At 71.3% G+C, this 17,095-nt stretch carries 13 protein-coding genes; 7 read left to right on the plus strand and 6 right to left on the minus strand.

What is annotated here, in order from left to right; translation table 11 throughout:
- Positions 1 to 664, plus strand: a 664-nt coding sequence (locus B9S57_RS33135; RefSeq protein ID WP_258036743.1) for an aminoglycoside phosphotransferase family protein, incomplete at its 5' end; no start/stop codon positions are given.
- Between the two features lie 203 nt (positions 665 to 867).
- On the plus strand, positions 868 to 1,380 hold the full coding sequence (locus B9S57_RS33140; protein WP_103760861.1) for a hypothetical protein: 513 nt from the start codon (positions 868 to 870) through the stop codon (positions 1,378 to 1,380).
- 93 nt (positions 1,381 to 1,473) lie between these two features.
- Here the strand turns inward: B9S57_RS33140 and B9S57_RS33145 are convergent, their stop codons facing one another.
- Positions 1,474 to 2,208 carry a 3'-5' exonuclease gene (locus B9S57_RS33145; protein WP_103760862.1) on the minus strand — a complete coding sequence of 245 codons (735 nt, stop codon included), beginning with the start codon at positions 2,206 to 2,208 and terminating at the stop codon, positions 1,474 to 1,476.
- Positions 2,209 to 2,286: 78 nt separating this feature from the next.
- The gene (locus tag B9S57_RS33150; protein WP_103760863.1) at positions 2,287 to 3,519 is read right to left on the minus strand and encodes an SAV2148 family HEPN domain-containing protein; all 1,233 of its coding nucleotides are present in this window, start codon (positions 3,517 to 3,519) and stop codon (positions 2,287 to 2,289) included.
- A 380-nt stretch (positions 3,520 to 3,899) separates the two neighbouring features.
- Between B9S57_RS33150 and glgX the strand changes: the two genes are divergently transcribed.
- Both glgX and treY read left to right on the plus strand, forming a co-directional pair.
- Positions 3,900 to 6,056: a glycogen debranching protein GlgX gene (gene glgX / locus B9S57_RS33155; protein WP_103760864.1), complete on the plus strand. Its 2,157-nt coding sequence runs from the start codon at positions 3,900 to 3,902 to the stop codon at positions 6,054 to 6,056.
- A gap of 97 nt (positions 6,057 to 6,153) precedes the next feature.
- A complete protein-coding gene (gene treY, locus B9S57_RS33160; RefSeq protein ID WP_103760865.1) occupies positions 6,154 to 8,553 on the plus strand; it encodes a malto-oligosyltrehalose synthase in 2,400 nt (799 codons plus the stop codon).
- Between the two features lie 46 nt (positions 8,554 to 8,599).
- On the opposite strand, the gene B9S57_RS33165 is transcribed toward treY, so the two are convergent.
- Positions 8,600 to 9,259: a TetR/AcrR family transcriptional regulator gene (locus B9S57_RS33165; RefSeq protein ID WP_103760866.1), complete on the minus strand. Its 660-nt coding sequence runs from the start codon at positions 9,257 to 9,259 to the stop codon at positions 8,600 to 8,602.
- Positions 9,260 to 9,560: 301 nt separating this feature from the next.
- Here B9S57_RS33165 and B9S57_RS33170 point away from each other — a divergent pair, with 301 nt between their 5' ends.
- Entirely contained in the window at positions 9,561 to 11,456 is a 1,896-nt protein-coding gene (locus B9S57_RS33170) for an RICIN domain-containing protein (RefSeq protein WP_103760867.1), read from the plus strand.
- Positions 11,457 to 11,589: 133 nt separating this feature from the next.
- On the opposite strand, the gene B9S57_RS33175 is transcribed toward B9S57_RS33170, so the two are convergent.
- On the minus strand, positions 11,590 to 12,156 hold the full coding sequence (locus B9S57_RS33175; RefSeq protein WP_103760868.1) for a DUF1707 and FHA domain-containing protein: 567 nt from the start codon (positions 12,154 to 12,156) through the stop codon (positions 11,590 to 11,592).
- Between the two features lie 186 nt (positions 12,157 to 12,342).
- On the opposite strand from B9S57_RS33175, the gene B9S57_RS33180 reads away from it, so the two are divergent.
- Together B9S57_RS33180 and B9S57_RS33185 are read left to right on the plus strand one after the other, a co-directional pair.
- The gene (locus tag B9S57_RS33180) at positions 12,343 to 13,281 is read left to right on the plus strand and encodes a GNAT family N-acetyltransferase (RefSeq protein WP_374936003.1); all 939 of its coding nucleotides are present in this window, start codon (positions 12,343 to 12,345) and stop codon (positions 13,279 to 13,281) included.
- Positions 13,282 to 13,491: 210 nt separating this feature from the next.
- Complete coding sequence (locus tag B9S57_RS33185) at positions 13,492 to 14,403, plus strand: GNAT family N-acetyltransferase (protein WP_103760870.1); 912 nt, start codon at positions 13,492 to 13,494, stop codon at positions 14,401 to 14,403.
- On the opposite strand, the gene B9S57_RS33190 is transcribed toward B9S57_RS33185, so the two are convergent.
- Together B9S57_RS33190 and B9S57_RS33195 are read right to left on the minus strand one after the other, a co-directional pair.
- The gene (locus B9S57_RS33190; protein WP_103760871.1) at positions 14,375 to 15,760 is read right to left on the minus strand and encodes a GH1 family beta-glucosidase; all 1,386 of its coding nucleotides are present in this window, start codon (positions 15,758 to 15,760) and stop codon (positions 14,375 to 14,377) included. The two genes, B9S57_RS33185 and B9S57_RS33190, sit on opposite strands and share 29 nt — an antisense overlap.
- 67 nt (positions 15,761 to 15,827) lie before the next feature.
- Entirely contained in the window at positions 15,828 to 17,024 is a 1,197-nt protein-coding gene (locus tag B9S57_RS33195) for an RNA-guided endonuclease TnpB family protein (protein WP_103760872.1), read from the minus strand.
- Positions 17,025 to 17,095 lie beyond the last annotated feature (71 nt).

Raw genomic sequence — 17,095 nt, forward strand, 5'->3', positions numbered from 1 at the left:
CCCCGCCGTACGGGCCGCCGAGCCCCTGGCCCGCCTCGTCGAGGGCCACCCGGTGACCCTGTGGCACCGGCTGCCCGAGGCCGTGCGCCCGACCGAGCCGCGCGACCTGGCGCCACTGCTCACCCAGGTGCACGCGCTGCCCGCGCCCGAGGACTTCACGCTGCCGCGCCGCGAGCTGCTCGGCGGCGTCGAGCGCTGGCTGCGGCTCGCCGGCGACGCCATCGACCCGGCCGACGCCGACTACCTGCGCGGCCGCCGCGACGGCTTCGCGAAGGCGGCGGCGGCCCTCGCCCCGCATCTGACCCCGGGCCCCGTCCACGGCGACGCCCTGCCCCGCAACGTCCACGTCGGCCCGGACGGACCGGTGCTGGTCGACCTGGAGACCTTCTCCGCGGATCTGCGCGAGCACGACCTGGTGGTCCTCGCCCTGTCGCGCGACCGGTACGGCCTGCCCGCCGAGGCCTACGAGGCCTTCACTGAAGCGTACGGATGGGACGTACGCACCTGGGAGGGGTGCGCGGTGCTGCGGGGCGCCCGCGAGACGGCGAGCTGCGCCTGGGTCTCCCAGCACGCGCCGGCGAACCCGAAGGCTCTCGCGGAATTCCGGCGCAGGGTCGCCTCACTGCGCGAGGACGACCCCGAGGTGCGCTGGTACCCCTTCTGAACTCCCCCGTCCCCAGGAGGAGCTGACGCCCGCCGACCCCGGTGGTCCGACCGGTCCTCACGGCGACGGACCACCGCGCCCCGCCGTACGGATGGCCTCCCGGGACGCCCGCCCGGCCGGACACCGGCGCCGCCCCCGTGACGGGCCACGGCGGCGCAGGACCCGCAGCGCCCTGCCGGCCCGACCCCTCGTAGGTTGGCCTCATGGGATTCTTCGACATGCTGACCGGAACCGAGCACCCCGAGGACGGAGTCGCGCCGCGCTCGGCGGAGGACGTACGGAGCGCCCTTCTCGGCCTCAACAGCCCGGAGGTCCCTTACGTCATCAGCGACGGCTCGGCGCACGACGCCGATCTGGTCGCGCAGTGGCGCATCGACGAGCCCGCCTGGCACCACTTCTTCGTCTCCTCCCAGCTCACGCATGTCATCCGGATCCGGATGCGCCTGGCCGGGGAGGGCCACGAGGTACGTGCCGTCGAGGAGCAGTGGGAGGTCACCCGCGTCGGGAATCCGCCGCGGCTGCGGACATCGTCGCAGTACGCCCGCGGCGCCGGCAGGACCGTCTCACGCCGCTACACGCTCAAGCGCGGGGAGAGCGGGCGCCTCGAAGCGGCGGAGACCTTCAGCTTCGACAGCGCGCAGCTGACCGGGCCGCTGCGGAACACCGCCCTCGCGTCGGGCTGGACCTGGCGCGGAGTGATCTTCGGGAAGCTGTGAGACCGGCGGGGCCAGGGCCCGCCACCTCGGCGAGAGGCAGCCCCTACCGCCTGACGGGCACCCGCCCGGGCGGACGGGCAACGGCGCCGGACCTCACCCTCTCCCGCCCGCCGGCTCCCGCCTCCGAGGGATGAGGGGCCAGGCGGACTCGACGACGGCCGCCGGGTCCGCGGTGCGTCGCAGATAGGTCTGCAGGGAGAGCGACTGCTCGGCCGCCGCGCGCACCTGGAGGCCGTGCAGGTCCTCCAGCGGCATCACGCCGACGGGCTGGTGCTTCTCCCCCATGCGCCGCACCACGCGGGCGGCGGCGACCGCGTCCGCCCGCGCGTCGTGCGCGTCGTCGAGGGACACCCCGTAGTGGGCGCACAGCGCGTGGAGGGCCCGCTTCCCCTTCCGGTACCTGTCGACGTGCTTGTCGATCACGAGCGGATCGATCACGGGCGACGGCGCGCTCCCCAGTCGCTCACTGACCGACGCGACCCCGTACCGCCGGCACTCGCGGTCGAGCAGCGAGAGGTCGTAACGCGCGTTCATCACGACCAGGGGGGTTCCCGAGCAGAGCCCGTCCGCCACGGCCCCCGCGATCTCCTCGATCGCCGAGGCGGCCGGAGCCCCGTGCTCGCGGGCGCGTTCCGTCGAGATGCCGTGGATGGCGGAGGCCTGTTCGGGTATGGCCACGCCGGGATCGAGCAGCCAGGTCCGCTCCCGGGAGACGGATCCGTCCGCTTCCAGCCGGACGACCGCCGCCGTCACGACCCGGTCGGTCTCGACGTCCGTCCCCGTGGTCTCCAGGTCGAACGCCAGCAGCGGCCCGCTCATCCAGCTCATCCCGTACCTCCTCCTGTGGTGCTTTCCCCCGTGTGACGACCACCTTCGCACGCACCACTGACATTGCGGGAAGAGGCGTCAGGAGACGGGCCTGGAGTCGGTCCAGACCGACTCGAACTCCTCGCGGTACGTCTCGAAGAGGCCGTGCTCGCTGTCCTGCCCCGCCCTGACCACGGCACGCCCCCCTCCGCGCAGCACCAGCACGGGTGCCTCCATGCCGCGTGCGCGCCGGAGATACGGCTGGACGACCCCGACCGCGTCGGGTCCGTCGCCGTCCACCAGGTAGGCCGTGAAGCGAGGCGTCTCGTCGAAGACGTGGATCTGGAAGGCGCCCGGGTCGCGGAGCTTGGAGCGGACCCGGCGCATGTGGAGGATGTTCATCTCCACGGAGCGGCTCAGTTCGCCCTTCTTGAGACCCAGTTCGCGCTCGCGGCGCTTGACGGCGCTGCTCGCCGGGTTGATGAAGAGCAGCCTGACCCGGCACCCCGACTCGGCGAGGCGCACCAGCCGGCGCCCGGAGAAGTTCTGCGTCAGGAGATTGAGCCCGATGCCGATGGCGTCCAGCCGGCGGGCCCCGCCGAACAGGTCCTCGGCGGGCAGCTGGCGCTGCAGCCGCACCCGGTCCGGATGGACGGAGACCACGTCGGCGTAGCGGTCGCCGACCAGCTCCTCCACGGCGTCCACGGGCAGCCGGTCGGCGGACGGTACCGCGGCCCCGCTGCCGAGAATCTCCAGGAGGCGCGCGGAGGCCCGTTCGGCCTGCGCCAGGACCGCCTCGTTCAGCGCGCGGTTGCGGGAGACGACGTTGCGCGCCACCTCCAGCTCGTCCAGCGCGAGCTCCACCTCGCGGCGGTCGTCGAAGTACGGCTCGAAGCAGGGCCAGTGCTGGACCATCAGCTCACGCAACTGCGGCAGCGTCAGGAAGCTCAGGACGTTGTCGTCGGCCGGGTCGAGCAGATAGCCCTTGCGGCGCGAGACCTCCCGGACCGCGACGGCGCGCTGCACCCACTCCTGGCCCGCGGGCCCCGCGGCGGCCACCACCCAGTCCTCGCCGTGCACCGGCTCGTAGATCGGCCGGATCACCGCGGAGACCACGGCACGCAGCCGCTGCTCCACCAGATTCAGCCAGATGTACGCACGACCCGCCCGCTGGGCCCGCGTACGCACCTCGTTCCAGGCGTCCGCTCCCCAGTCGAGATCGGCACCGATCTCCATGGGCTGCGCGAGGGAGACAGCGCCTGGCGTGGCATCGGTCGATTCCCCCTCGTGACCTGCGTCACCTGGAGGCAGCTCGAACCCTCCCGAGCTCACCCGTGTACCACCTTCCACTCCCCCACCAACGATCAAGGAAGGGTACTCCGGCAGCGGGAGCCGGTGCAGCCGGATGCACAGGCTCCTTACTCAACTCCCCTATCTCACAGGCCCGTTCCTTGCGGTGAGATCGGGTGGAGTGAGATGGTTCATAGCGATTGCGCACCTCCTCGCATGCCGCATACCGGACGGAGGAGCTGTCGGGCGGCCCGTGACCCCTGTCCGGGCGACACCGAGGTGTCCCAGGTTGACCGGCCCGACGGGATCGTGCCGACGGGACCCGGCCGCACCGGCCGACGTACTAGGTACGGGACCGTCTTTCGGGGAGTATCGGGTCGAAAACACCCAGCACCCGGATCAGAAGTGGAAGAGTCCTATCTATGCAGGTCTGGCCGGGACACGCGTATCCGCTCGGCGCCACCTACGACGGCGCCGGAACCAACTTCGCGGTCTTCTCGGAGGCCGCCGACCGAATCGAGTTGTGCCTGCTGCACGACGACGGTTCAGAAACGGCGGTGGAACTCCGCGAGACCGACGCCTTCGTCCGTCACGCCTATCTGCCCGGGGTGATGCCGGGGCAGCGCTACGGCTTCCGGGTGCACGGGCCCTACGAACCGCAGCACGGACGGCGCTGCAACTCGGCGAAGCTGCTCCTCGACCCGTACGCACGTGCGATCTGGGGGCAGATCCAGTGGGGCGAGGCCGTGTACGGCTACCCGTTCGGCAAGCCGGACGAGCGCAACGACCTCGACTCGGCGCCGCACATGATGAGCTCCGTCGTGGTCAATCCGTACTTCGACTGGGGCGACGACCGCCGCCCGCGCACCGACTACCACCGCACGGTGATCTACGAGGCCCACGTGAAGGGCCTGACGATGCTCCACCCGGGCCTGCCCGAGGAGCTGCGCGGCACCTACGCGGGGCTCGCGCACCCGGAGGTCATCGCCCACCTGACGGAGCTGGGCGTCACCGCGATCGAACTCATGCCGGTGCACCAGTTCGTCCAGGACCACCGTCTCGCCGATGCCGGCCTGGCCAACTACTGGGGCTACAACACCATCGGCTTCTTCGCCCCGCACAACGCCTACGCCTCCTGGGGCGATCGCGGCGAGCAGGTGCTGGAGTTCAAGCAGGCGGTGAAGGCGCTGCACCAGGCGGGCATCGAGGTCATCCTCGACGTGGTCTACAACCACACGGCGGAGGGCAACCACCTCGGTCCGACGCTCTCCTTCCGCGGCCTGGACAACGCCTCGTACTACCGCCTGGCGGATGACCAGAAGTACTACATGGACACCACGGGCACCGGGAACTCCCTGCTGATGAGGTCCCCTCACGTCCTGCAGCTGATCATGGACTCGCTGCGGTACTGGGTGACCGAGATGCACGTGGACGGATTCCGCTTCGATCTGGCGGCGACGCTGGCGCGCCAGTTCCACGAGGTGGACCGGCTGTCCTCCTTCTTCGACCTGGTGCAGCAGGACCCGGTGGTCAGCCAGGTGAAGCTGATCGCCGAGCCCTGGGACGTGGGCGAGGGCGGCTACCAGGTGGGCAACTTCCCGCCGCTGTGGACCGAGTGGAACGGCAAGTACCGGGACACGGTGCGCGACCTGTGGCGGGGTGAGCCCCGCACTCTCGCGGAGTTCGCCGGGCGCCTCACCGGATCCTCGGACCTCTACCAGGATGACGGCCGGCGTCCGCTGGCCTCGATCAACTTCACCACCTGCCACGACGGTTTCACGCTGCACGACCTGGTCTCCTACAACGACAAGCGCAACGACGCCAACGGCGAGAACAACCAGGACGGCGAGAGCCACAACCGCTCGTGGAACTGCGGGGCGGAGGGCGAGACCGAGGACAAGGAGATCCTGGAGCTGCGCAGCCGTCAGATGCGCAACTTCATCGCCACGCTGATGCTCTCCCAGGGCGTGCCCATGCTGAGCCACGGCGACGAGTTCGCCCGCACCCAGCGGGGCAACAACAACGGCTACTGCCAGGACAACGAGCTCTCGTGGGTCCACTGGCCCGATCCGGCCGCCACCGCGCGCACCGAGGAGGGTGACGAGGACGGGAGCGGATCGGACACGAGCCTGCTGGAGTTCACCCGGGCGATGGTGTGGCTGCGCCGCGACCACCCGGTCTTCCGGCGCAGGCGCTTCTTCCACGGCCGGCCGGTGGAGGGCACGCACGACGAGCTGTCCGACATCGCGTGGTTCACCCCCAGGGGTGAGGAGATGACCCAGCGGGACTGGCAGGCCGCCCACGCCAAGGCCATGACGGTCTTCCTGAACGGCCACGCGATCTCCGAGCCGGGCCCGCGCGGTGAGCGGATCGCCGACGACTCGTTCCTGCTCATGTTCAACGCGGGTGCGGAGACGCTCGAATTCGCCGTCCCGATGAACCACGGCAAGCAGTGGCAGGTCGTCGTGGACACGGCGATCCCGGACGGGGTGCCGCCCGGCGCTGGGCCCAAGGTCTCCGCGGGCGAGCGGGTGACGCTGGTGGGGCGGAGCCTGACGGTGCTCAAGCGTCCGGCGTAGGCCGATGGGGTGACGGGCACCGGCCGGGCGGCTTCCGGGCCGCTGCCGTTGGCGCAGAAGGTGGGAGAGAGGCGCCGGGCTGGGTACGTACGAGTCCATGACGCCCACTGCCACGTACCGGCTGCAGCTCCAACCGGACTTCCCGTTCGCCGCCGCCGCGGACGCCGTGCCGTATCTCGCCGAACTCGGCGTCTCCCATCTGCATCTGTCGCCCGTCCTGGAGGCCGTTCCCGGTTCCGGGCACGGCTACGACGTCGTCGACCACCACACGGTGCGGGCCGAGTTCGGGGGTGAGGCGGGCCTCCGGGAGCTTGCCGCCACCGCGCGGACCCACGGCCTCGGACTGATCCTGGACATCGTGCCGAACCACATGGCCGCCGCGCCCCGGCACAACCTGCCGCTGTGGGAGGTGCTGCGCGAGGGCCCGGAATCCCCGTACGCCCGCTGGTTCGACATCGACTGGGCGGCCGGGGGCGGGAAGGTGCTGCTGCCCGTGCTCGCGGGCCGGGCCGGCGAGGAGAGCGGCGGCTTCGATGTCGGCGCCCGCGACGACGGCGCACCCGTGCTCCGCCACGGGGACCTGGAGTTCCCCCTGCGGGAGGGCACGGCCGGTCTCCCGCTGCCGGAGCTGCTGGCCGCCCAGCACTACCGGCTCGCGTGGTGGCGGCTGGCCAGGACGGAGCTGAACTACCGGCGGTTCTTCACCATCTCGGATCTGATCGGTGTGCGGGTGGAGCACCCCGAGGTGTTCGCCGGGACGCACGGCAAGATCCTCGAACTGGTCCGTGAGGGCGTCGTCGACGGGCTGCGCATCGACCACCCGGACGGGCTGGCCGACCCCGGCGCGTACCTCGGGCGGCTGAGCGAGGCCACCGGCGGGCGGTGGACCGTGGTGGAGAAGATCCTCACCGGCTCCGAGGCGCTGCCGGCCGGCTGGGCGGTCGCGGGCACGACCGGGTACGACGCGCTGCACCGGGTCGACGGCGTGTTCACCGACCCGATGGGCGCGGCGGACCTGCTGGGCCGCTACCGGGACTTCGCCGGCCCTCCCGGGGACCGCGGCGGCTACTGGACGGCGACGGTCCGCCGTGCCGCGTACCGCGTCGTCACCCATGAGCTGGCGGCCGAGACGGAGTGGCTGACCCGCCACGCGGTCGAGGCGTGCGCCGGCGATCCCGCACTGCACGACCACGCACCGTGGGCGCTGCACACGGCGGTGCGCGAGCTGCTGGTGCGGGTCCCCGTCTACCGGCCGTACGTCACGGCGGGCGGCCCGCTCACGGAGATCGCCGAGTCCACGCTGCCGGCGGAGGCGGTGCGGGACGCCAAGGCTGTGTACTCGGTCCCCGAGGAGGCGGGGGCCGTCGACGTGGTGCGGGACCTGGCGCTGGGCCTGCTCGGCGACGGGCCGCAACACACGGCGTTCTGCGCCCGGTTCGCACAGACGGCGTCCGCGCTGCACGCCAAGTCGGTCGAGGACACGGCCTTCTACCGCTACGTGCCGCTCATCTCCGCGACCGAGGTGGGCGGTGACCCGGGGCAGCCGGCGGTGAGCCCCGAGGAGTTCCACGCGTTCTGTGCGCGCATCGCGCGGGACTGGCCGGCCACCGGCACGGTGCTGACCACCCATGACACCAAGCGCAGCGGAGACGTCCGGGCCCGGATCGCGGTGCTGTCGGAGTGCCCCGAGCGGTGGTCCTCGCTGGTGGCGCAGCTGGCCAGGGCGGCGTCCGTGGCGGCCCCTGATCCCCAGCTTGCCTGGCAGGCCTGGCAGTCGGCGTACGGCTGTGCGGGGCTGCCCGGCGGCGAGATGGCGGGCCGGCTGGAACCCGCCCTGCTGAAGGCCGTGCGCGAGGCGGGGCTCCACACCAGCTGGACGGAGCCGGATCCGGCGTACGAGCGGGCGGTCTCCGACTTCGTGGCGGCCGGCCCGGGCAGCGACACGGGCGAGGCGCGGTCGATGCTGACGAGGTTCGCGGACACGCTCACGCCCTTCGCGCGGGCCAATGTGCTCGGTGCCGCGCTGGTCCATCTGACGATGCCCGGCGTGCCCGATCTGTACCAGGGCACGGAGCGGGAGTACATCGCGCTGGTCGACCCGGACAACCGGGCGCCGTTCAGCAGACCCCCCGAGGGCGGCGACGAGAAGACGGCACTGACCACGGCCGCGTTGCGTCTGCGCCGGGAGCGCCCGGAGCTCTTCGGCGAGTCGGGCACGTACGCCCCGCTGGCGGCCCGGGGGCCCGCGGCCGCGCACTGTCTGGCGTTCTGCCGGTCCGGCGAGGTGGTCACGGCGGTGACGCGGCTGGCCCTGCGGCTCGACGAGGAGGGCGGCTGGCGCGATACGGAACTGGTGCTGCCCGACGAGGGCCCGTGGACCGATCTCCTCTCGCCCGGTCGGGAGTTCACGGGGTCCACGGTCACCGTGGCACGGCTCTTCGAGGACCGGCCGGTGGCCCTTCTCACGAGGGCGCCAGTGGTGCCGGGCCGCGGGTGAGAGGCCGCTCGGGCTCCCTGCCGGGCGCACCCGCCGGGAGGGTGGGTCAGCGGTCCGCCGCGGGTCCGAACCTGTGGGGCGCGAGTGTGGTCAGCAGCGAGCTGACCACGAGGTCGGTCGAGGCGGCCATGTCCACGGCCTCAGGGGACAGGAGCCACTGCACCTGCAGGCCGTCCATGACGGCGATGACGGCGTTGGCCGCGGTCCCGGCCTCGTCCGCGCGGTCGTCGGGCAGGTCGCACGCCTCGCGCAGGGCGTCGGCGACGAAGGCCCGCAGCCCGGTGTACCGCTCGCGGAAGTAGGTCTGGGCGGGGTGGTTCTCGGTCACGGACTCGGCCGACAGCACGGCGTACAACCGGACGATGCCCTCCCGTTCGGCGTTGCGCAGCACGGTGTCCACCAGGTGGCGGAGGAATTCGAGGCCCTGGGGCCGGTCGGCTCCCGGCTGTTCGATGTCCGTCTGGTCGCGCAGCTCCAGCACGCTGGTCAGCAGGAGCGCCTTGGAACGGAAGTAGTGCAGGACGCCCGCCTGGGTCAGGCCTGCCTGCTCGGCGATCTCGGCGAGCGAGGCGTTGTTGTAGCCGCGGGTGCCGAAGGTGTCCGTCGCGATGTGCAGGATGCGCTGCTGCCGCTGCTTGGCCTCCGCACTGCGCGGGGTGCGGGGCCGGGCCTTGTGGGCGGGTGTGCCTGCTGAAGGGTTACTCACCCGCGCAGCCTAATCCCGCCCTTCCTGCCGGTCGCCGGCCTCGTCACACCCTCGCGAATAGGTGACCCACATCACTGACTAACCACTCAGTGAGTGTGTTTTCATATCGTCGTCGCCCGGACTGCCCCTCGTCCAGCGGCAGTTGACCGGTATCGCGACCGCCGGCCCGATGTGAGATCCAAGGGCCACCGGCCCGGTGTGCACCACCCCTTCAGGTAAGTCGTCGGCCCCCTGCGCTGCCGAGCAGCCCGGGCGGAGCCGGCGAACCACCCGCACAGGTACGAACCGAAGGAGCCGCACGATGTCACCACTCAGTCCCGCCCGCCACCGGACGGCCGGAGCCGCGGGCGCCGCCCTGGCCCTGGCCGTGGCCGGCTTCGGCCTGTCCGGCGCGGGTACCGCCCAGGCCGCCGACCCCACGGCCCGGGTATGGGTCACCACGCAGGACGGCAGCAGGAAGCTGGCCCCGGACGGCAGCGTCCCCTTCACCGCGACGCCCCAGGCCGTCGACATACGGATCGACAGCGGCAGCAGGGGCCAGAAGTTCACCGGTGCCGGCGCCTCGGTGACCGGAGCCTCCGCTCACCTGATCCAGAGCCTTCCGCAGGACAGACGCGACGAGCTGATGAGATCGCTGTTCTCCACCGGCGACGGCATCGGCCTCAACTACCTGCGCCAGCCACTGGGCGACTCCGACTTCAACGCCGCCGGCGGATTCCACAGCTACGAGGACACCCGCGGCGCCTTCTCCATCGACCGTGACAGGAGCGAGATCCTCCCGGTCCTGAAGCAGGCCACCGCCGTCAACTCGTCCATCCGCTTCATGGGCTCCCCCTGGTCCCCGCCCGCCTGGATGAAGACCAACAACTCCCTCATCGGCGGCAGTCTGAGGACCGAGAGCTACCAGGACTACGCCGACTACCTGGTCAGGGCCATCCGGGCGTACGGCCAGGAGGGCATCGGGCTGACCGACCTCACCGTGCAGAACGAACCGGAGTTCGCGGCCTCCTACCCCTCCATGACCATGACGTCGGGTCAGCAGGCGGATTTCTTCGAGGTCCTCGACCGCACCTTCACCGCTGCCGGGCTCGCCACCAATCTGCTGGCCTACGACCACAACTGGGACCATCCGAACTACCCGGTCGAGGTCTTCGCCGGAACCCAGGGCATCAGCCGGGTGATCGGCGGGGCCTTCCACTGCTACGGCGGAGCGCCCTCGGCCCAGCAGCAGGTCGTCGACGCGGGCAAGCGCGTCTTCTTCACCGAGTGCTCGGGCACCGACAGCGCCGACCCGGCCACCACCTTCGCCGACACCCTGCGGTGGCACGCGGAGAACCTCGTCGTGCAGAACATGCGCCACGGCGGCGAGACCGTCGTCAACTGGAACCTCGCTCTCGACCGCAATGGCGGTCCCCACCAGGGTGGCTGCGGCACCCGGTGCAACGGCATCGTCGACATCACGGACGGCAACGTGACCCGCAACGCCGAGTACTACGTCCTCGGTCATGTCACCAAGTTCGTCAAGGCCGGCGCCACCCGCATCGGCTCCACCAGCCAGGGCAGCGGCGGGGTGCAGAACGTCGCCTTCCAGAACCCCGACGGCAGCCGCGCCGCCTACGTGGTGAACACCGGTACGGGCGCCCAGCGGCTCTCACTGACGGACAACGGCAAGTCCCTCGCCTACACCCTGCCCGCCGGCGCGGTCGCCACCTTCGTCTGGGACGGCACGGGCTCCACCACCGAACCGCCCGCCGGCTCGATCGACCCGAACACCTGGTACCAGGTCAGGAACGGCAACAGCGGTTCCTGCCTGGACGCCGCCGACTGGGGCACCGCCGACGGGACCACGCTCCAGCAGTGGGCCTGCGGCACCGGCGCCAACCAGCGCTGGCAGTTCCGCCCCACCTCCGACGGCGCCTACCAGGTCGTCAACCGGCACAACTCCAAGGTGTGGGACGTCGACGGTGGCGCCGGCGCCACCGGTGACGGCACCAAGGTCCACCTGTGGTCCTACGTGGGCGGCAGCAACCAGCAGTGGAAGCCCGAGCCCGTCGGCACCGGCGGGCAGTACCGCTTCACCGCCCGCCACAGCGGTAAGTGCCTCACGGTGAACGGATCCTCCCGGGCCGACGGCGCCAGGCTCTCGCAGCAGCCGTGCGACGGCTCCGCCGCCCAGGCGTTCACCCTGACCGGATGACACACCCGTGACCGGAGACGCCCTCTCCGGGATCGCGCTTCCGGGGCCGGCGGCGCGGGGACCGGTGTGAGCGAACCCCGTCCTGGGGACACAGCCACGTCCGCACCGTCGCGGGTGCGGACGTGGCTGCTCGTCAGGCCGGGGGCGCGGGCAGCGAGGAGGTGAGGCGGAACGTCATCCGGCCGAAGCTCACCTGGTCGCCGTCGCTCACCACGACCGAACCGACGACCCGCTGGCCGTTGACGCAGGTGCCGTTCGTCGAACCGAGGTCGCTCAGGACCCACCGGCTGCCGTGCGCGGTCAGTTCGGCGTGCATCCGCGACACCGTCTCGTGGCTGAGCCGGAGTCCGTTGCCAGGATCGCGGCCGATCCGCAGCGCGTGCGGGCCGGGCAGGGGCAGCATCAGCTTCGGCAGCCGCTCGGACTGCCACGCCCTGCGGACGCGCGCCGGGAAGGCGGAGACACCGCCCACCGCGCGGAACAGTCCGCGGGACCAGCGCCCGCCGGAGTCCAGGTCCGAGGTGAGCGCCCTCAACTCCTCGGACCGCCGCGCGGTCAGGGCCAGCTCCATGCGGCGCAGGAAGGTGTCGTGGGAGAGCTTGCCCTGGGCGGCGCCGTCTCTGAGCACACCGAGAACACGGTCGCGCTCGGCGTCCGTGAGCCGCGCGGGATACGTGTAGTGCTCGAAGGAGGACGTCACACCGACGATTGTCGGCCCGGAACAGCCGGGGTGTCCAGACGATGCCCGTTTTCCGGCTTCCTGACCTGCGAGGCAGCACCACAAATGCGCCATGGGCAGGGCAGCCGACTGTTAGGGTCTCGCCTCGCCGCCGCACGCCCGCCGCGGCTCGTACGAGGAGACCGCGTGCCCTTCGCACCATCAGACATGACCATACGTCCGCTCACCGGGCCGGACGAGCTCGATCTGTTCCGCCGCCTGTCGTACGTCCTGGACCACGAGCTCGCCGACGACCTCGCCACGGGGCGGCGGCGCCCGGAGTGGATGTGGGTGGCGCTGAGCGGCGACCGCCTCCTCGGCCGGATCTCGTGGTGGACCGGTCAGCCGGGTTCCGCACCGCAGGCCCTGGACTTCTTCGACCTGGACGACACCCTCCCCGAGTCCGAACGCGGTGCGATCGGGGGTCAGCTGCTGGAGAAGGCGCAGGCCTCGGTCGTGCCCGCGGGGGCGGCCAGGCCGGAGTACGGCCGCTTCGTGCCGCCGGACTGGCACGAGGACCCGGTGGCCCGCGATGTGGTGGAGGCCCGGGTGCGGGTCATGGAGGCGAGCGGCGCCCGGATGCTCGTGGAGCGGCTGCGCCTGGAATGGCGCGAGGGGACGCCGGTCCCGGAGGGGACCGGCCGGCTCACCTTCCGTCAGGTGGCCGACCGCGAGGACCTCGTCGCCCTGATGACGCCGGTGATGGAGGGCACGCTGGACGCCCACGGGCAGGAGGACCTCGCCTCCGGACTGAGTGCGCGTCAGGCCGCCGAGAAGCACTACGACGAGGAGTTCGCCCACTTCAGGACGGGGCAGGAGTGGTGGAGAATCGCGGAGCTCCCGGACGGCGAGCCGGTCGGCTTCGTGATCCCGGCCCGCAACAACTACCACCCGGTGCTCGCGTACATCGGAGTGCTGCCGGCGCACCGCGGACAGGGGTACATCGACGAGATCCTGGCCGAGGGCACCCGGGTCCTGGTGGCCGAGGGCGTGGACCGCATCAGGGCCGCGACCGATCTCGGCAACGTCCCGATGGCCAGGTCGTTCGAGCGCCTCGGCTACGTGAACTTCGAGCGCGCCTTCACCATGGTGTGGGACCGGCCGTAATCCGGTGGACCCCGTGAGCCGGGGCCCGTATCGTCGCGGACGAACACAGGCCCCGGACGCGGAAGGAGGCGAGACACGTGCGCCACGGCAGCACCACCACCACCCCACGTACCACGTGGTTCCCGCGCTCCCGTCCCGTCCCCGGGGTGGTGTCGGACTCCGTCTGACCGGGAGCGCGCTCCTCGTCACCGAGTCCCGGAGGACATTTCCATGACCGTTCCGGTCATCCGTTCGCTCACCCAGGGCGACGCCCACCTCTTCACTTCCCTGCAGGACCCCGGCCTCGTCGGCCGTGCTGCGTTCGGCCACCGCTACGCCACTGTCGCCGACGGCGGTGAGTACCGCCCCGAGTGGACCTGGGTCGCCCTGCGCGACGGCGTCGTCGTCGCCAGAGCCGCCTGGTGGGGCGGGCCCGATGACACCGAGCCCGTGCTCCTGAACTGGTTCGACTTCACCGAGGGCGAGGACGCCGCGGGCGCCGAACTGCTGCGCCGTGCGCCGTGGTCCCTCGAGTACGAGCTGATCGTGCCGGCCGACTGGCGGGACGTGCCCGCGGTGCGGGCGGCCGCTTCGGCACGGATCGCGGCGGCCGAGGCGGCCGGGATGAAGCCCCTGGTCGAGCGCTACCGCTACGAGTGGACGCCCGCGGACGGTCTGCCGGAACGGCCCGGCAGACTCGTCTTCCGCGAGGAGCCCGACGACGCGGTGATCCTGGAGGTACTGCGCCGGGTCCACTCCCGGACCCTGGATGCCCACGCCCTGCGTGCCGTCGAGGGCCCGGGCGGTCTGGAGCAGGCCGCTCAGGAGGAGCTGGACTTCTTCAACTGGTGCCCCTCGCCCCGCTCCTGGTGGCAGCTCGCGTACACCCCTGACGGCGAGCTCGCGGGCATCCACGTGCCGGCCCGCAATCCGGGCGGCCCGTGCATCGGCTTCATCGGCGTCGTGCCCGAGGCCCGCGGCCACGGGTACGGCTACGACCTGCTGGTCGAGTGCACCCGCTTCCTCGCCGGCGAGGGCGCCGCGTCCGTCGCGGGCGCGACGGACCGGGGCAACGTGCCGATGGCCGCCGCGTTCGCCCGGGCCGGGCACCGCATCATCCAGGAGCGCGTTCACCTGGTGTGAGCGCCTGGCCGCCCGTGCGCTGCGCGCGGATCAGGTCGCGGTACCAGGCGTACGAGTCCTTGGGGGTGCGCCGCAGGGTCTCGTAGTCGATGTGGACCAGGCCGAACCGCTTGCTGGCGCCCTCGGTCCACTCGACGTTGTCGGTCAGTGACCAGGTGAAGTAGCCCCGTACGTCGACACCCGCGTCGATGGCCGTCCGCAGCGCCTCCAGGTGTCCCTCCAGGTAGGCGATGCGGCGGCCGTCGGCGACGGGCTCGTCGACGGCGCAGCCGTTCTCCGTGATGTAGACGGGCGGCAGCCGGTCTCCGAAGCGGTCCCGGAGCCCGCCGAGCGTCTCCGCCAGGCCCTGGGGGACGACGGGCCAGCCGAAGTCGGTGGTGTCGTACCCCTCGATCTCCCGTATGCCGAAGGGAAGTCCGGCGGGCATCGGGTATCCGGAGAACGATGCGAGCGCATCCGGCCTGGGGGCGCCGACGAGGGTCGGGTTGTAGTAGTTGACGCCGTACCAGTCGAGGGGGGTGGAGATGACCTTGAGGTCGTCCTCGACCGGCCCGGGCATCAGCGCGGCGAACCCGTCGTCGGGGTAGCGGCCGGTCAGGACGGGGTCCGCGAAGAGCCAGTTGGTCAGGGTGTCGTAGATCTCCGCGCCCGCGCGGTCCTCGTCGGAGTCGCCCGCCGTCCAGACGGGGGTGTGCGAGAGGGCGATCCCGATGTTGCCCGCGCCGGCGGCGCGCAGCGCCCGGACGGCCAGTCCGTGGGCGAGGAGCTGGTGGTGGGCGGCCGGCAGGGCGTCGAAGAGGAGGGTGCGGCCCGGGGCGTGCTCGCCGAGTGCGTAGCCGAGCATCGTCACCTCGGCCGGTTCGTTGATGGTGATCCACATGGGGACGCGGTCGGCGAGGCGTTCGGCGACGATGCCCGCGTACTCGGCGAAGCGGTAGGCGGTGTCCCGGTTGAGCCAGCCGCCGGCCTCGTCCAGCGGGAGCGGGGTGTCCCAGTGGTAGAGCGTGGGCGCCGGGGTGATGCCGTGGGCGCAGAGCTCGTCGACGAGCCGGTCGTAGAAGTCCAGTCCGGCGGGGTTGAGCGATCCGCTGCCGCCGGGCACGACCCGGGGCCAGCTGACGGAGAAGCGGAAGGCGTCCGCGCCGAGCCCGGCGAGCAGGGCCACGTCCTCGCGGTAGTGCTCGTGGAAGCCGGTGCCGCGTGTCGTGTCGGTGCCGTCCTTGATCCTGCCGGGCTGCGCGGCGAACGCGTCCCAGCCGGACGGCCCCTTGCCGTCGGTGTCGAATGCACCCTCGGTCTGGAAAGCGGAGGCGGAGGCTCCCCAGAGGAAGCCGGGTGGGAAGGGCGGCACGGTCATCTCGGCCTCCAGCAGCCGTAAGAGGGACCTGGTTTGACTTCCTCCCCCTCCTGAAGGAGGGGGATTCCTACGGCTCGCGCCGTGGGGTTTTCTGCTTCGTCGCCGACTGCCCGCCCGGAGAACTCCGTTGAGGTCTTACACCGGCTCCACAGACTGTCACGGCCAGCCCGGCCGCCAGAAGGTTCTTCGCCGCGTTCACGTCCCGGTCGTGGGTCGTGCCGCAGTCGCACGTCCACTCACGGACGTGCAGGGGCATCGTCGATGCGATGGTGCCGCAGTTCGAGCACAGCTTGGACGAGGGGAACCACCGGTCGACGGCGATCACTTCCCGCCCGTACCAGGCCGCCTTGTACTCGAGCATGCTCCGGAACTCCGACCACGCCGCATCCGAGATGGCGCGGGCGAGGCTCCGGTTCTTGACCATGTTGCGGACGGTGAGGTCCTCGATCACGAGCGTTTGGTTTTCGCGCACGAGTCGGGTGGTCAGCTTGTGCAGGTGGTCACGTCTGCGGTCGGTGATCCGGGCGTGTACCTTGGCCGCCTTGCGGCGGGCCTTGGCCCGGTTGGCGCCGTCCCCCTTGGCCTTCCTCGCCAGACGGCGCTGGGCCAGAGCGAGGCGGGCACGGTCCTTGCGTTCGTGCCTGGGGTTGGTGATCTTCTCGCCGCTGGACAGGGTCAGCAGGTGGGTCAGACCCACGTCGATGCCGACCGCCGTGTCCGTGGCGGGCAGTGCCACGACCGTGGGGTCCTCGCACAGCATCGACACGAACCAGCGCCCGGCCGCGTCCTGCGACACGGTCACCGTGGACGGGGCCGCACCCTCAGGAAGATGCCTCGACCACGCGATGTCCAGTGGCTCGGACATCTTCGCCAGGGTCAGCTTTCCGTCCCGGTAGCGGAACGCGCTGGTCGTGTACTCGGCGCTGCGGCGGGACTTCTTCCGGGACTTGAAGCGCGGGTACTTCGCCCGTTTCCCGAAGAAGTTGGTGAACGCCACCTGCAAATGCCGGAGCGCCTGCTGGAGCGGCACCGAGGACACCTCGGACAGGTAGGCGAGTTCCTCGGTCTTCTTCCAGAGGGTCAGCAGCGCCGACGTCTGGTTGTAGTTGACCCGCTCGCCCCGCGTCCGCGCCTCGGTACGGGCGGCGAGGGCCATGTTGTAGACCTTCCGCACGCATCCGAAGGTGCGCGACAGCTCGGCTGCCTGCGCGTCCGTCGGATAGAAGCGGTACTTGAACGCCCGCTTCACGTGAGTCGTGACCATGCCTCACAAACTAGCTTTGCAGTAGGTGAAGATCAAGTGTGCTGGTCAGAGCACTGCGGTCCGCCCTGGGC

This window comes from Streptomyces sp. SM10, assembly GCF_002910915.1.
GTDB lineage: Bacteria > Actinomycetota > Actinomycetes > Streptomycetales > Streptomycetaceae > Streptomyces.

Coding starts and splice junctions, on each gene's coding strand:
- B9S57_RS33140 (WP_103760861.1), top strand. CDS start 868: ATGGGATTCTTCGACATGCTGACCGGAACCGAGCACCCCGAGGACGGA.
- B9S57_RS33145 (WP_103760862.1), bottom strand. CDS start 2,208: ATGAGCTGGATGAGCGGGCCGCTGCTGGCGTTCGACCTGGAGACCACG.
- glgX (WP_103760864.1), top strand. CDS start 3,900: ATGCAGGTCTGGCCGGGACACGCGTATCCGCTCGGCGCCACCTACGAC.
- treY (WP_103760865.1), top strand. CDS start 6,154: ATGACGCCCACTGCCACGTACCGGCTGCAGCTCCAACCGGACTTCCCG.
- B9S57_RS33170 (WP_103760867.1), top strand. CDS start 9,561: ATGTCACCACTCAGTCCCGCCCGCCACCGGACGGCCGGAGCCGCGGGC.
- B9S57_RS33180 (WP_374936003.1), top strand. CDS start 12,343: ATGACCATACGTCCGCTCACCGGGCCGGACGAGCTCGATCTGTTCCGC.
- B9S57_RS33185 (WP_103760870.1), top strand. CDS start 13,492: ATGACCGTTCCGGTCATCCGTTCGCTCACCCAGGGCGACGCCCACCTC.
- B9S57_RS33190 (WP_103760871.1), bottom strand. CDS start 15,760: ATGACCGTGCCGCCCTTCCCACCCGGCTTCCTCTGGGGAGCCTCCGCC.
- B9S57_RS33195 (WP_103760872.1), bottom strand. CDS start 17,024: ATGGTCACGACTCACGTGAAGCGGGCGTTCAAGTACCGCTTCTATCCG.